13 protein-coding genes and 3 tRNA genes are annotated in these 14446 nt (G+C 60.4%); 13 read left to right on the top strand and 3 right to left on the bottom strand.

The genetic code is table 11. From position 1 onward, the window contains the following. Positions 1–179: 179 nt before the first annotated feature. A complete protein-coding gene (locus H3V08_RS05410; RefSeq protein WP_033490694.1) occupies positions 180–383 on the bottom strand; it encodes an FmdB family zinc ribbon protein in 204 nt (67 codons plus the stop codon). A gap of 108 nt (positions 384–491) precedes the next feature. Further along, positions 492–1256, bottom strand: a complete 765-nt coding sequence (locus tag H3V08_RS05405; protein WP_198181838.1) for a 5-formyltetrahydrofolate cyclo-ligase — start codon at positions 1254–1256, stop codon at positions 492–494. A gap of 194 nt (positions 1257–1450) precedes the next feature. Here H3V08_RS05405 and H3V08_RS05400 point away from each other — a divergent pair, with 194 nt between their 5' ends. The 12 genes from H3V08_RS05400 to rpmG all read left to right on the top strand — a co-directional run bounded on the left by H3V08_RS05400 (position 1451) and on the right by rpmG (position 11454). Beyond that, complete coding sequence (locus H3V08_RS05400) at positions 1451–2107, top strand: GNAT family N-acetyltransferase (protein WP_198181837.1); 657 nt, start codon at positions 1451–1453, stop codon at positions 2105–2107. Between the two features lie 104 nt (positions 2108–2211). After that, the gene (locus H3V08_RS05395) at positions 2212–3612 is read left to right on the top strand and encodes a hypothetical protein (protein WP_198181836.1); all 1401 of its coding nucleotides are present in this window, start codon (positions 2212–2214) and stop codon (positions 3610–3612) included. A 178-nt stretch (positions 3613–3790) separates the two neighbouring features. Beyond that, on the top strand, positions 3791–4084 hold the full coding sequence (gene groES, locus H3V08_RS05390) for a co-chaperone GroES (protein WP_033490691.1): 294 nt from the start codon (positions 3791–3793) through the stop codon (positions 4082–4084). A 152-nt stretch (positions 4085–4236) separates the two neighbouring features. Next, positions 4237–5319, top strand: coding sequence for a histidinol-phosphate transaminase (gene hisC / locus H3V08_RS05385; RefSeq protein ID WP_198181835.1), 1083 nt, complete (start codon positions 4237–4239; stop codon positions 5317–5319). Positions 5320–5751: 432 nt separating this feature from the next. After that, a complete protein-coding gene (gene nrdF / locus H3V08_RS05380; RefSeq protein WP_442859358.1) occupies positions 5752–6747 on the top strand; it encodes a class 1b ribonucleoside-diphosphate reductase subunit beta in 996 nt (331 codons plus the stop codon). A gap of 177 nt (positions 6748–6924) precedes the next feature. Beyond that, positions 6925–7425 (top strand): class Ib ribonucleoside-diphosphate reductase assembly flavoprotein NrdI, encoded by a 501-nt coding sequence (nrdI, locus tag H3V08_RS05375; protein WP_045921885.1) that lies wholly within the window; start codon positions 6925–6927, stop codon positions 7423–7425. 43 nt (positions 7426–7468) lie between these two features. Then, a complete protein-coding gene (gene nrdE / locus H3V08_RS05370; protein WP_033490690.1) occupies positions 7469–9664 on the top strand; it encodes a class 1b ribonucleoside-diphosphate reductase subunit alpha in 2196 nt (731 codons plus the stop codon). Positions 9665–9893: 229 nt separating this feature from the next. Then, positions 9894–10889: a class 1b ribonucleoside-diphosphate reductase subunit beta gene (gene nrdF, locus H3V08_RS05365; RefSeq protein WP_033490689.1), complete on the top strand. Its 996-nt coding sequence runs from the start codon at positions 9894–9896 to the stop codon at positions 10887–10889. A gap of 118 nt (positions 10890–11007) precedes the next feature. Further along, a tRNA-Tyr gene (locus H3V08_RS05360) sits at positions 11008–11089 on the top strand. Between the two features lies 1 nt (position 11090). Then, a tRNA-Thr gene (locus H3V08_RS05355) sits at positions 11091–11162 on the top strand. A 4-nt stretch (positions 11163–11166) separates the two neighbouring features. Next, a tRNA-Met gene (locus H3V08_RS05350) sits at positions 11167–11240 on the top strand. 46 nt (positions 11241–11286) lie between these two features. Further along, positions 11287–11454, top strand: a complete 168-nt coding sequence (rpmG, locus tag H3V08_RS05345; RefSeq protein WP_081830819.1) for a 50S ribosomal protein L33 — start codon at positions 11287–11289, stop codon at positions 11452–11454. Between the two features lie 92 nt (positions 11455–11546). On the opposite strand, the gene H3V08_RS05340 is transcribed toward rpmG, so the two are convergent. Then, positions 11547–12878: an O-acetylhomoserine aminocarboxypropyltransferase/cysteine synthase family protein gene (locus H3V08_RS05340; RefSeq protein ID WP_198181834.1), complete on the bottom strand. Its 1332-nt coding sequence runs from the start codon at positions 12876–12878 to the stop codon at positions 11547–11549. A gap of 247 nt (positions 12879–13125) precedes the next feature. Between H3V08_RS05340 and H3V08_RS05335 the strand changes: the two genes are divergently transcribed. Further along, on the top strand, positions 13126–14379 hold the full coding sequence (locus tag H3V08_RS05335; RefSeq protein WP_198181833.1) for an FAD-binding protein: 1254 nt from the start codon (positions 13126–13128) through the stop codon (positions 14377–14379). The last annotated feature ends 67 nt before the right edge of the window (positions 14380–14446 follow it).

The raw sequence follows: 14446 nt of genomic DNA, 5'->3' as shown, positions 1-14446 counted from the left end.
ATGAGGCGCCCAATCGGCGTACCGTATGGAGGCGCCTTCGAACGGCCAGTTGGTTGTCTGTCCGACCGGAAGAGCCGTGTGCCCTGGAGAGATGAAAATCAGCCATGGACCCAGGCTGTCAGGTGATTACCTGATTTGCCGGGTTCCATGGCTGATGTGGTCAAGTATGACTGGGAGTGCTACTTGCCGGAGTCGGAGGACCCCGAGGCCCCATCGGTGCGATAGAAGCCGTGCCCCTTGAACTCGATGGGAACAGCGGAGAAGACCTTGCGGACCTGTTCCTCATTGCACTTGGGGCAGATGGTGATGGGGTCGTCGTCGAAGGACTGCTCCTCCGTGAAGTCGTAACCGCAGTTCTTGCAACGGTAATGATAGGTAGGCACCGTTCGTTCCCTCCGCTGGTAATCGTTCTCTACACGAGTCTGGTCAACACCCACATCCTAGCGGTACTGGCGACCATAGGCGGTGGGTTCTGACTCTTCCGACCCTTATTATGACCCGAAAGACGCTCGACGTGACCGGCCTGCCGCTGTAAGCGTGAATCCCGTCGGGGTCAGGACGGCATCGACCGGCAGGTCATGGGGCAGGTGGGGGAGAGGATCCGTGACCAGCTCCTCCTCCCAGCAGATGCCCACAACCAGGGCTCCGTCGGTCCGATTCACCAGGGCCCGGTCGTACCAACCGCCGCCCCGACCCAGCCTGGTCCCCAAGGTGTCTATGGAGAGGGCGGGTACCAGAATCAGGCGGGCTCCGGCCAGGCTTTCGGCAGGTAGGCTGACGCCCTCGGGTTCATCGGGCCGCCAGCCGCCGATGGTCTCCATCCGGCCTAGGTCGGTCGGTCCGCTCATGAGGCCCCATCCGACCTCCAAGCCGGTGCCCAGTTTGGGTATGAGGACCTGATAGCCGCAATCCAGGAGGGTCTTGAGGAGGTCGTCCGTAGGAACCTCGCCCCGTATGGAAGAGAAAGCGGCGGCCCTCGGGATGTCGCCAAGGACGGATCCCTCCCTGCCGTGATCTGACGCATCCATCCGGTTGTCTTCTTTCGATGCAACCATCGGGAGAACCGATTCGAGCAACTGCACGGCCAGATTCCGACCAGCCTTGGAGAGTCGGTCGTCGCTGATGTGGTGCCGCTCCGACAAGCGCCTCTTACGCAGGGCGTTCTTGCAACTTCCATTCTGGTCCATGACCCCACCGTGTGGGGTTTGGGCGCTCGCGCCCATCCTCCCCGTGCTCGGGTCGTTCTCCACTGGCATGGCTTCTCCTATCCGGTGGTTGACGAAACGCGACCGGAGACGTGAGCGGCAACATGACAGTGTGCCGGGCCGTCAGGGTCATAAGGACCGTTTTATCAGGAGATTCCCACGATTGGTAGTCCCCAGCGGTGGCCGGACGAGGATACCGGTGAGTTCGGGGCGATTTGGCGATCGTTTGGTGAGACCATGGAGATATGTCCGTCCTCCAGTCCTTGCGTGATGCCTGGCATGGCAGTCAGTCCCGTTATCAGACCCGTGCCCTGATTCTCCCCGATCGGCTCACTGCGCCACCGGGGCACGGTGATTTTTCCCTGAGACCCATCCGGGAGAGTGACCAGGAGGAGTGGAACCGGGTGCGGTGGGATAACCGGGACTGGCTTGCGCCTTGGGAATCCGGGGACCCCACGCACGGTCCAGGCATGAGTTACGCCCAATGGATGAGCTCCCTGGAGCGGTCCAGGCGTGAGGGAAGTTCGGCCCTCTTCCTGATGGAGTTTCAGACCAGGCTGGTCGGGCAGATATCACTTGGGGCAATCTGCTACGGGGCCATGCGAACGGCTGTGGTGGGCTATTGGGTCGCCGAGAAGTGGATCGGTCATGGTTTCGCACCGCTTTCCCTGGCCCTGCTGGCTGACTGGGCCTTCCGGGCCGATTCGGGCCCTCATCTGCATCGCATAGAGGTGGCTATTCTGCCGGAGAATCAAAGATCCCTTGCCGTGGCACGTAAGGTGGGTCTGAAGCCTGAGGGGCTGAGAAGGGGATACATGTATGTGAATGGGGCCTGGAGGGATCATCTGACCTTCAGTCTTTTGTCGGAGGATTACGATCCGCGGATTCTGGACCGGCTTTAGGGCCGTTCATGATCCGTCCCATTCGTCCAGGAAAGGTCCAGAAGGCCGACACGCCTCGCCTTCCCGGTCTATTTGGGGTATGCCGTCAACTAACGTAGGGCCTTATGGTTTACGAATCGCTCAGCAGCATCGTTATGGTGGTGATTGCGGCGATTCTGGTACTGGCTTGGTTGCCGGGGCGGACCGTAAGAGGTATGAAACGGGCCTCGGAGCACCGTCAGGACAAGCTGTCCACCTCCCTTCACATGGTTGGGGAGCAGGACGGCATGCGGTTCGGTGATGCCGGGCCGCAAACAGCGAAAGGGTTGGTCATGCAGCAGAAGCAGCAGGACAAAGCCTCGCTGGGTGAAGCCCAGCGAATCCGGCGCGTTCGGCAGATGCGCCGGGAGGCGATTCGCAGGCGGCGCATTCTGGTCGTCTCCCTGCTGGTGGTGACGGCCCTGGTTGCCGGGTTCTCCTTCCCTATGGAGTACAGCTTCTGGTTCATGCTCATTCCCCTGGCTCTGACGGTCATGGTTCTGATTGCCGGGGCCCATGCATCGGCTCAGGCCCGTGCCTGGGAGGCCAACCTGGCCCGGCGCAAGGCCCTCCAGCGTCGCCAGCGTGCCGCCAGCCTGACGAAAGGTGGCGGCCGTCCTTCCGGCAGGGCCGCCGTGGCTCCGGCTGATGGCGGGGAGTCCGTGGGGTCGCCCTCGGAGATTGCAACGGATGTCCTTGACCAACAGGAAATCAACCGGACCATTGCCAAGGCCCGCGAGGACAAGCGCGCTGCCCTGAGTGCCCGTAAGCGCAAGACCGAAAATGCGGCGGCGAATACCAGGACCGGCGAGAAGGGTGCAACCAAGGGCGGGAAGACCCCGTCGGCGGATGCCAAGATTGCCGATCGCTCCGAGCGCCGTGGCGGTGTACGGAATGCTCCTGAGAGGAACTCCACTTCAAGTGCCGAGAAAGCAGGGCAGCCTGCCGGGGCCGGGAAAACGGGGAAGGCTGTGCGGAAGGCAGGAAAAGGTACGGTCTCTCTTCGAGGACAGCAGGTCAACCTGGAGTCCTTCACTGCTGCTGCTGCTCCTGCTCAGGTATCGGGCGACGCGGGTCAGGATGCCACCCACGAACTGGAGCGGATCAAGCCCTCTCCTGCCCTGGACGCCTTTGAGATGGCCGCATCCCAGGATTTGATTTCCTTCTCCCTGGGTTCACCCCGGAATGGATCGATGCCGGAGTCCGAAGGGCCGCAGAGTCTGGAGATCAAGTCCACAAGGCAGGTCTCCAAGGCCGAGCCGGCCAAGGCGGAAACCCGAGGGAAGAAGGCAGGGAAGCGAAAGAACGCCGACCGTGCAGGCAAGACCGGAACCGACTCTTCCGAAAAGGGCCGGGTGGATATGCCCAAGGACTTCCATCAGCGTGAGATGGAGGCCGATGTGGAGGTTCCCAAGCAGAGCTCGGACTCGCTCTCCATCGGAGTCGAGGCCATCCTGGCCCGTCGGCAGCCGTCCAGGCAGGACTGAGTGCCCGACCCTGCGGTGACTGTTCACTGTCGGCATTAGCACTCAAGTTGGCAGAGTGCTAATTTCGCGCTACGATGACAGGTAGCGCAAAGGAATGCGTGGTGAGTGTTCGTCAGCCTCTCATCGACGTTCCGGCGTGGGTTTATTGGCTGTTCTCACAGATGTAGGGAGGTCCACAGTGTCGATTGCACTCACACCGTTGGAAGATAAGATCGTCATCAAGCAGGCTGAGGCGGAGACCAAGACCGCTTCGGGTCTGGTGATTCCTGATACCGCCAAGGAGAAGCCCCAGCAGGGCGAAGTCCTGGCTGCCGGTCCCGGACGCCGTGATGACAAGGGGGAGCGTATCCCCATGGATGTCAAGGTTGGCGACAAGGTTCTGTATTCCAAGTACGGCGGCACCGAGGTCACCTATGGTGGTGAGGACTACCTGATCGTGTCCGCGCGCGACGTGCTGGCCATCCTCAAGTAGGCTGGACCTTATCGATTTTTCTGGCCGGGTGCCCTGAGGGGCCCCGGCTTTTTCGTATCCGGGCGCCGTCCAGGTCCGCTATCCGAGCCCCTGTGGTGTCGTAAGTGGTCCTGAAGCTTGTGCCCGGCGCATGGCCCGCTACCATGGTGGCCATGGCATACAGACATCGCTCCTCCATTGATGCCCTGCCCGGCTACAGGCAGGGCAAGGCGGCTCCGGTCACCCCGGGGCTGACCCCCTATAAGATCTCCAGCAATGAGAACCCCTATCCTCCTCTGGCCGCTGTCAGGGAGGCCGTGTCGGACCGGGCCCTGGTGCACCTGAACCGCTATCCGGATATGCGTGGGACGGTGCTCGTCGAGCGCCTGGCCCGCCTGCACCAGGTTGCCCCGGAGAACATCCAGCTGGGGTGCGGGTCAACGGAGGTCATCACCCAGCTGGTCAATCTTGTGGCCGGCGAGGGGGATGAGGTGATGTATCCCTGGCGGAGTTTCGAGGCCTATCCCATCATCGTGACCGGTGCCGGAGCCACCTGCGTGCCGGTGCCGTTGAACGACAGGGGCGGGCACGACATCGAGGCCATGATTGCCTCTCTGACCGACAGAACGCGTCTGGTCATCGTCAATAATCCCAACAATCCTACGGGTACTTCGGTTTCGCAGGAGGAGGCGCTGCGTCTGCTTGAGGCGGTGCCCGATGATGTCCTGGTTCTCTTCGACGAGGCGTATTTCCAGTTCAATGACGATCCCGCCCAGGCCAAGGGGCTGGAACTCATGCGGAATCATCCCAACGTGGTTGTGGCAAGAACCTTTTCCAAGGCCTACGGCTTGGCCGGCCTGCGCATCGGCTACGCTGTGGCACCGGCCGAGGTGGTCCAGGGACTGAGCAAGGTGGCCCTGCCCTTCGGTGTCAGCGACATGGCCCAGGAGGCCGCCATGGTCAGTCTCGATGCGTCCGACCAGCTCCGGGATCGCGTGGAGGGCATCATGAAGGAACGTGCCAAGGTGGTTGCCGCCCTGGAGGGGCAGGGATGGCGGATTCCCCGCTCCCGGGCCAACTACTTCTGGTTGCCCCTGGGTGGGGCCACGGACCAGGCCTATGAGAGCTTCCTTGCCAACGGTCTCGCGGTCAGGGCCTTCCCGAACGAAGGCATCCGCATAACCATCGGGGAGGCCGAGGCCAACGACCGGGTCATCCGGGTCTGTTCCAATCTTAAGGAGCAGGGGCTGGTCTGAGGATTTGTGGGAGCCGCGGGCGGTCAAGGGAGACCGCCCGGCTCTGTATGCGCTGGCATGGCCTTTTCTGTCCTTCGCTTCTTTCCCCCTCTGTTTATGGCTTGTAGAGCAGGGATGCCAGGTCCCGAACAACCAATCTTTGAGGGGTCGAAGTTTTTGTTAGGTTTCTCACAAGCTGCCATAAACACCCGCTTTTAGGCTTGTGTCCGCTCTTGGGAGCCTATATATTGTGGTTGCCTGCAATGGAGATAACAATATCTAGTGCCTATACGGCAGTAGCCCTATCCATATCCGTCTGTTGCAGGGTACGTCCAAGGACTGCTGCGGACGAGAACCATATGAGCGGGGGTAGAAGACGTTATGAAAGGTAGGACGGACATGAGTGCGAAAGTCGAGACCGAGGCAGCCGGGGCCTATGCGGATGATGCGATGATGAAGGCCTCCATCACCCCGCCCGAGTACCGGGTCAATCCCGAGGGCAGGGTCCGACCGGTCAATTGGAATCACATCACCGATGAGAAGGACCTGGAGGTCTGGAATCGCCTGGTCTCCAACTTCTGGCTCCCCGAAAAGGTTCCTCTGTCCAATGACATTCCCTCCTGGAATGGTCTGACCGAGCATGAGCGGCAGACCACGGTCCGGGTCTTCACCGGTCTGACCATGCTGGATACCACCCAGGCCACCATCGGAGAGCTGGTCCAGATAGATCATGCCCGCACCGAGCAGGAGCAGGCCATCTATACCAATATCGCCTTCATGCAGTCGGTCCATGCCCGGTCCTACTCGTCGGTCTTCTCCACCCTCTGCTCCAGTGACGAGATAGACAAGGCCTATCGCTGGGCCGTGGCCAATGACGTCCTCCAGGAGCGGGTCCATGCGGTCCTGCAGGAGTATGTCAGCGATGATCCGTTGAAGCGCAAGGTGGCCTCCACCATGCTCTCCTCCCTCATGCTCTATGCCGGGTTCTATCTGCCGCTGTATTTCTCCAGTCACGCCAAGCTGATGAACACGGCTGATATGATTCGCCTGATTCTGCGCGACAAGGCCATTCATGGCTACTACTCTGGTTATAAGTTCCAGCGGGGCCTGGAGGATAGGACCGAGGGTGACCGCGTCATGCTGGAGAAGTTCACCAATGACCTTCTCGACAGGCTCTATGACATGGAGATGGTCTACTCGGGCCAGATCTATGAGGGGTTCCCCTTTGTGGACGATGTCTTCGCCTTTGTTCGGTACAACGCCAACAAGGCGCTGATGAACCTGGGCTATCCGGCACGGTTCGGATCGGACCAGACCGCTGTCAGTTCGGAGATTCTGGCCGCTCTGTCTCCGTCGGCCAATGAGAATCACGATTTCTTCTCCGGGTCCGGGTCATCCTATGTCATGGGACATTCGGAGTCCACGGATGACGGCGACTGGGATTTCTGAAATATTGCCCGGGATGGGCATCTATGTGAGATGAAGAACAGTTAGCACAATATGTGGTGCTCGTTTTGCGGCGAGTCCCCATATATAGTAGTTGAGGCTTCCTGATTTGAAGGCAGGGAGCACGCAGGTTTTATCCGGGGAGATCCGGAGGCTTCAGGAGGTCATCGTATGTCGGATATGGCGAAACCGGGTCCAGTCGGGCCGGGGGACCAGGGGGAGGTCAGCCCTCCGGAGCTGGCTGCAAAGGGGGACCGTGTAGGGTCGGTGGTCTATTTCTCCTCGGCCTCGCAGAACACGGCCAGATTCATCGCCAATTGCCATCTGGAGGATGAGGGGATTGATGTGTTCCGAATCCCCCTCCGTCCCAAGGATCCTGAGCTCAAGGTGAACCAACCTTACATTCTGGTGGTGCCGACCTACGGTGGCGGTTCGGCCAAGAAGGCGGTCATGCCCCAGATAAAGCGCTTCCTCAACGATCCGCAGAACCGGGCCTGCATCCGTGGGGTCATCGCTTCGGGCAACACAAACTTCGGCGACGCCTTCTGCATGGCCGGTGACATCATCTCACGCAAGTGCCAGGTGCCCTTCCTCTACTATTTCGAACTCATGGGCACCAAGGAAGACGAAGACAAGGTCCGTAAGGGTGTGCTCGACTTCTTCCACAATCATCCTGAATAAAAACAACAAGACACCGATACAGACAAGCCAGGAAAGGACGCAGATGGGCGCCTACGACGATACTTCGCTCAGTTTGGACAAGACGGGGACCCGTGAGGAGCAGGACCATGATCCAGCGCATGACTATCATGCGCTGAACGCCATGCTCAACCTCTATGACGCGGATGGCAGGATTCAATTCAACAAGGACAAGGAGGCCGAGCGCCAGTATGTCACCCACCATGTGGCTGCCAACACCATGGCCTTCCCCTCCACGGCCGAGCGGCTCAGGTATCTGCTGGATAACGAGTACTACGATCGGAAGGTCTTCGAGCGTTACACCCCCGAGTTCCTGGACAGGATCTACGACCACGCAGCCAAAAGCGGATTCGAGTTCGATACCTTCCTGGGTGCCTTCAAGTTCTATACCTCCTATGCGCTGAAGAGCTTTGACGGCAAGCAGTACCTTGAGGACTTCCCCCAGCGTTCAGTGGCCGTGGCCCTGGAGCTGGCGGACGGTGACGAGGACGCGGCAATCAAGTATGCGGATGAGATCATCTCCGGCCGCTTCCAGCCCGCCACGCCCACCTTCCTGAACCTGGGCAAGGCTCAGAGGGGAGAGCCGGTCTCCTGCTTCCTGGTGCGTATCGAAGACAACATGGAGTCCATTTCCCGTGGCGTCAATGCCGCCCTCCAGCTCTCCAAGCGCGGCGGTGGCGTCGCCCTTCTCCTCAGCAATCTGCGCGAGATGGGCGCACCCATCAAGCACATCGAGAACCAGTCCAGCGGCGTGGTGCCGGTCATGAAGCTCCTGGAGGACTCCTTCTCCTACGCCAACCAGCTTGGTGCCCGTCAGGGTGCAGGTGCCGTTTATCTTTCGGCCCACCATCCCGATATCATGCGCTTCCTGGATACCAAGCGTGAGAACGCGGACGAGAAGATTCGCATCAAGTCCCTCGCCCTGGGCGTGGTCATTCCCGACATCACCTTCGAGCTGGCCAAGCAGAGGGCCCCCATGGCCCTCTTCTCTCCCTACGATGTGGAGAGGATCTACGGGAAGCCCTTCGCGGACATCTCCATCAGCGAGCACTACGATGAGATGGTCAAGGACAAGCGAATCCACAAGAAGTACATCGACGCCCGTGACTTCTTCATGACCCTGGCCGAGATCCAGTTCGAGTCCGGTTACCCCTACATCCTCTTTGAGGACACGGTCAACAAGGCCAACCCGATTGACGGGCGCATCACCATGTCGAACCTCTGCTCGGAGATTCTTCAGGTCCAGGAGCCCAGCACCTATACCGAGAACCTTGACTACGACCATGTCGGTCGCGACATTTCCTGCAACCTGGGGTCCCTCAACATCGCCAAGGCCATGGATGGTGGTCTGGCCGACACGGTGGAGACCTCGGTGCGGGCCCTGACCTCGGTGGCGGACCATACCAACATCGAGGCCGTCCCCTCCATCAAGCGGGGCAACGATGAGGGTCACGCCATCGGTCTGGGGCAGATGAACCTCCATGGATTCCTGGCCCGTGAGGGAATTCACTACGGGTCCGAGGAGGGGTTGGATTTTACGGACATGTACTTCATGACCGTTGCCTACCACTCCTACAAGGCCTCGCATAGGATTGCCGTCGAGCGGGGGAAGGCCTTCGATTCCTTCCCCAGGTCCGACTATGCCAAGCCGGCCGGGCAGGGGAACTACTTCGATAAGTACACGGATGGCCGCAGGTCCCTGGAACCCAGAACCCAGCGGGTCAAGGATCTCTTCAACCAGTACGGGGTGGAGATTCCCACGGTCGAGGACTGGAAGCAGCTCCAGGCGGACATCCTCAAGGACGGCATCTACAACCAGAACCTCCAGGCCGTTCCCCCCACCGGTTCGATTTCATACATCAACCACTCAACCAGCTCCATCCACCCGATTGCCTCCAAGATCGAGATTCGCAAGGAGGGTAAGATCGGGCGCGTCTACTATCCGGCTCCCTATATGACCAATGAGAACCTTGAGTACTTCGAGGATGCCTATGAGATTGGTTGGCAGAAGATAGTGGATACCTACGCCGAGGCCACCCAGCATGTGGACCAGGGGCTCTCGCTGACCCTCTTCTTCCCTGATACGGCCACCACCCGTGACCTGAACAAGGCCCAGATCTACGCCTGGCGCAAGGGGATCAAGACCCTCTACTACATCCGCATCCGCCAGCAGGCCCTGGAGGGTACCGAGGTCGAGGGCTGCGTCAGCTGCATGCTCTGACCCCTGCGGGTCCGCCATCTCGGACCGCTACCGTGACCGGCTCCGCCCCTTTTGGGACGGGCCGGTCGCCCTCTGTCATGGCCCTGCATGTCGGTTCGTCCGATAGACTGGTCATTCCACCCGATGCCCGCCAGGCCGCGCCCCCGGTCGTCGGAATCAAACGTTGACTTATATAGAAGTAGTCAGGGCCGGTTTCAAGCCCGTCCCACCCAATAAAAGGAGCGTCATCATGGTCCCACCTATTTCCATCCCGCGCCAGCCGCTGAAACTGATCGATCGGGTCACCGCCATCAACTGGAACCGCCTGGAGGATGATAAGGACCTGGAGGTCTGGGACCGTCTTACCGGTAACTTCTGGCTGCCCGAGAAGGTTCCGGTCAGCAATGATCTGCCCTCTTGGCAGGCCATGACCGAAGAGGAGCACACGCTGACCATGCGTGTCTTCACCGGCTTGACCCTCCTCGACACCATCCAGGGCACGGTGGGCGCCGTCAGCCTGATCCCTGATGCCCTGACCCCGCACGAGGAGGCTGTCTACACCAACATCTCCTTCATGGAATCGGTGCATGCCAAGTCCTACTCCTCCATCTTCTCCACCCTGGCCTCCACCCCCGAGATCGATGCGGCCTTCCAGTGGAGCGAAGAGAACGAGTTCCTTCAGCGCAAGGCCCAGATCGTTCTGAACTACTACGAGGGTGACAACCCCCTGAAGCGCAAGGTGGCCTCCACCCTGCTGGAGTCCTTCCTCTTCTATTCCGGCTTCTATCTGCCCATGTACTTCTCCAGCCATGCCAAGCTGACCAACACGGCCGACCTGATCCGCCTCATCATCCGGGACGAGGCCGTGCACGGGTATTACATCGGGTACAAGTACCAGAAGGGCCTGGCCAAGGTCTCCGAGTCCGAGCGACAGGTCATGAGCGACTATACCTACGAACTTCTGGGTGACCTCTACGATAACGAGGTGGAGTACACGGAGAGTCTGTACTCGGGTGTGGGCCTGGTCGATGATGTGGAGAAGTTCCTGCGGTACAACGGAAACAAGGCGCTGATGAACCTGGGCTATCCCGCCCTCTTCCCCGCCGACACCACCGACGTGAACCCGGCCATCATCGCCTCGCTGAGCCCCAACGCCGACGAGAACCACGATTTCTTCTCCGGTTCCGGGTCCTCCTATGTCATGGGGAAGGCCGTGGAAACCGATGACGACGATTGGGACTTCTGAGTTCTGAGGATATTGCTCCGAGCAACCTGCGACACGGGGTCGGTTGGACTTGCGAAAAAAAACAAAACGTGTCATTATAGGCAAGTTGTCGTACGGAACCTTGGTTTTAGTGCGGCATGGCGGATTTCCCAAGCGGTCAAAGGGAGCTGACTGTAAATCAGCCGCGTAATGCTTCAGTGGTTCGAATCCACTATCCGCCACGCCTCGGTAGCTCAGTGGCAGAGCACTTCCTTGGTAAGGAAGAGGTCGTGAGTCCGATTCTCACCCGAGGCTCTCTGGCGGGGTAGCTCAGCTGGCTAGAGCGTACGACTCATAATCGTAAGGTCAAGAGTTCGAGTCTCTTCCTCGCTACTGTGGCCGACATACGTCGGTCGTGCAACGACTATAGAGGTGAACCATGGCAAAAGCCGCAGATATCCGTCCTGGCATTACGCTGGCGTGCACCGAGTGCAAGGAGCGTAATTACATTACGACCAAGAACCGTCGTAACACTCCTGACCGTCTGGAGCTCAAGAAGTTCTGCCCGCGTTGCGGCAAGCACACGCTGCATCGCGAGACCCGTTGATTGCATAGCGCTTACGGAAAAGGACCCGGTCATCTGGCCGGGTCCTTTCATATTCTCCCTGGGATGGGGTTTGGCTATCCTGGTCGCCTGGCTCAGTCCCAGTCCTGATAGGCCACGGCGAAGGCCTGATCCAGGTCGGCGATCAGATCGTCGGGGCTCTCCAGACCCACGGATATTCGAATCAGATCGTCACTCACTCCGGCGCTGAGGCGGTATGGCCCGGGGACCTCGCGGTGGGTGATGCGCGCTGGGTCCACAATCAGGGTCCTGCAGTCACCGATGTTGGGCATGTAGGCCAGGAGATGGACCGAGTCCACGATTCGCTTCACCTGCTCATATCCACCCCGGACCTTGAAGGAGAGGATCGTGCCTACTCCCTTGGGCAGCATGGTCGAGGCCAGACGGTCCTGCAGGTCCGCATCGCCCCTGTGCCGGCCCTCGGGAATGCCCGAGTAGTTGACATACTCCACCTGGGGGATGCTCAAGAGGTGACGGGCCAGGGTTTCCGCCGTCCTCACCTGGGTGGTGACCCGTTGGGCCAGGGTCTCCAGCCCAGTCAGCTGCAGGTAGGCCGTGAAAGGGCTCATGACCGCCCCGAAAGTGTGGAGATACTTGGTGTGGACCCTGTTGAGGAAGGCCAGGTTGCCGAAGGCATCGAGGAAACTGACCATGGATCCGCGGCGCTCGTCGCTGATGATCAGCTCAGGCTGGGTCATTTGAGGGTACCGTCCGTTGCCCCAGTCGAACCGTCCGGCATCGATGACCACGCCTCCTAGTGCGTTGCCGTGCCCGGCGACCCCCTTGGTGGTGGAGTGGACGACTATATCAGCCCCGAAGTCAATAGGATTGAGCAAGTATGGGGTGGGGACCGTATTGTCGATGATCAGGGCGACCCCGTGCCGGTGAGCCAGGTCCGCCAGTCCCGGTATGTCGGCTATCGCCGTGGACGGGTTGGACACGGACTCGGCGAAGATGGCCCTGGTGTCATCCCTGATGAGGGATTCCACCGCATCGAGATCGTTGATATCTTCGACGAAGTCGGTCTCGATGCCGAAGCTGGGGAAGAAGGTCTTCATGGCATCCACCGAGGTTCCGTAGAGGTCGACCGGTGAAATCAGCCTCCCGCCACCTTCGGCCGCACAGAGGAGTGCCGATGATACGGCGGCCATGCCCGAGGCCATGGCCACGGCCCCCTTGCCTCCCTCCAGACTGGACATACGGTCCTCCAGGACCTTGACCGTCGGATTGGACAGGCGTGAGTAGGAGAACCCTTCGATTTCGCCGGCAGCCAGGGCATCGCCCCGGTTGGCGGTGACCATGTCAAAGGCGGCCGACTGGTAGATGGGAACGCTGGCCGAGCCCCCTCCCTGGCTTCGACAGTCGTAGCCGCCATGGACGGCCCTGGTCGCAAATCCTTGGCTCATGGCGGTCAACCCCTCTTCATGTGATGGAAGCACCCATTTCACTCATTTATCAAACCCTCTTCAGGTGGCTGCGGCAACGGCACCACCATAGATGTTCCTTATAGGGCGTTATCGAGGGCGTATATTTCGTCAGTCGGACCATCTGGCGGGGGCGTGGTCGCGAATTTGTAGACCGATTGATGTTGCAATCGGCGACCGTCTACGTGTCTGGAGCCACTCTCCGGTGCGCGATGATACAGTGAAAGACATGCCAGAAGCATCTTCCACCAAGGCCTCCACTCCAACCTTTGCCGATATCACCACCATGGGTGTGGGAGGGCGGATTGCATCCTTCGTCCAACCCCATGACAGGGTCGGGCTGATCGAAGCGGTGGAGAACGCCGATTCCAATGGTCTGCCGCTCTGTATGATCGGCGGCGGGTCCAACCTCCTGGTTTCGGACAGGGACTTCCCGGGGGTGGTGGTGCGCGATACCCGACAAGGCATCTCGGTTCCTGACGAGGTGGCGCCCCCGGAGGGCGGGGACCCCACCGTCCACATCAATGCCCCGGCCGGGACCAACTGGGATGACCTGGTCTCCTACTGTGTCCGGATGCATCTGATCGGTATCGAGGGACTGTCGGGGATACCCGGAACGGTCGGCGCCTCGGTTGTTCAGAACATCGGTGCCTACGGACAGGAGGTCGGCGGCCTTGTCGACTCTGTCGAGGTCTGGGACCGTCGGGACAAGGTAACCGCCTATCTCAAGGCTGCGGATCTGAACTTCGGCTACAGGACCTCCCTTCTCAAGCAGACCATGTATCAGGCCCCGGCCGTTCCCGATGACCACTTCTTCCCGACACCACGGTATGTGGTCCTTTCGGTCACCCTGGTCCTGCGGCACGGTTCGTCCGCCCGGGTGGGCTCAGCCCAGCTGGCCAAGGCCCTGGGTGTGGAACCCGGGTCCTCCCTTCCTTTGGAGCGGATTCGCCAGGCGGTGCTGACCGTCAGGGCAGGCAAGGGGATGCTGGAGGACCCCTATCGCTATCTGACCGACTGGATGGGAGGTTGCCGAAGGGCGTCCGATCTGGAAGAGGCCTTGGCTGCTGTCCAGGGTGACCTCCAAGGTCCACGGGGTGAGCGGGTGCTCCTTGACCGCCACAGTTGCGGCAGCTTCTTCACCAATCCGATCGTCACCCGTGAGGTTGCGGATGCCCTGCCGACGGATGCCCCACGCTATTTCGTCGACGCCGTACACGGCGACCCGGCTGCCGGTCCATCCTTGGTCAAAACCTCGGCGGCCTGGCTGATCGACCATTCCGGTTTCCATAAGGGATTCTCTCTCGGGGAGGGGTCTGCTGCCGCCCTGTCCGACATGCATACCCTGGCCCTGACCAACCGGGGAGGGGCCGGGTCCGATGACCTGGTGGCCCTTGCCCGGGCCATCCAGGAGGGGGTGGATCGCACCTTCGGCATCCACCTGGTTCCCGAGCCCGTCACTCCTGGCATCAACCTGGCCTGACAGCCCCGGCGAATACTGCGCGTACGGGCGAGAGCCGTGTGGATGCCGATTTCGCGCGGCCCTCGTC

The organism is Bifidobacterium sp. M0307, from assembly GCF_016100445.1.
Classification (GTDB): domain Bacteria; phylum Actinomycetota; class Actinomycetes; order Actinomycetales; family Bifidobacteriaceae; genus Bombiscardovia; species Bombiscardovia coryneformis.
This window is presented reverse-complemented; position numbering and strand designations above follow the sequence as displayed.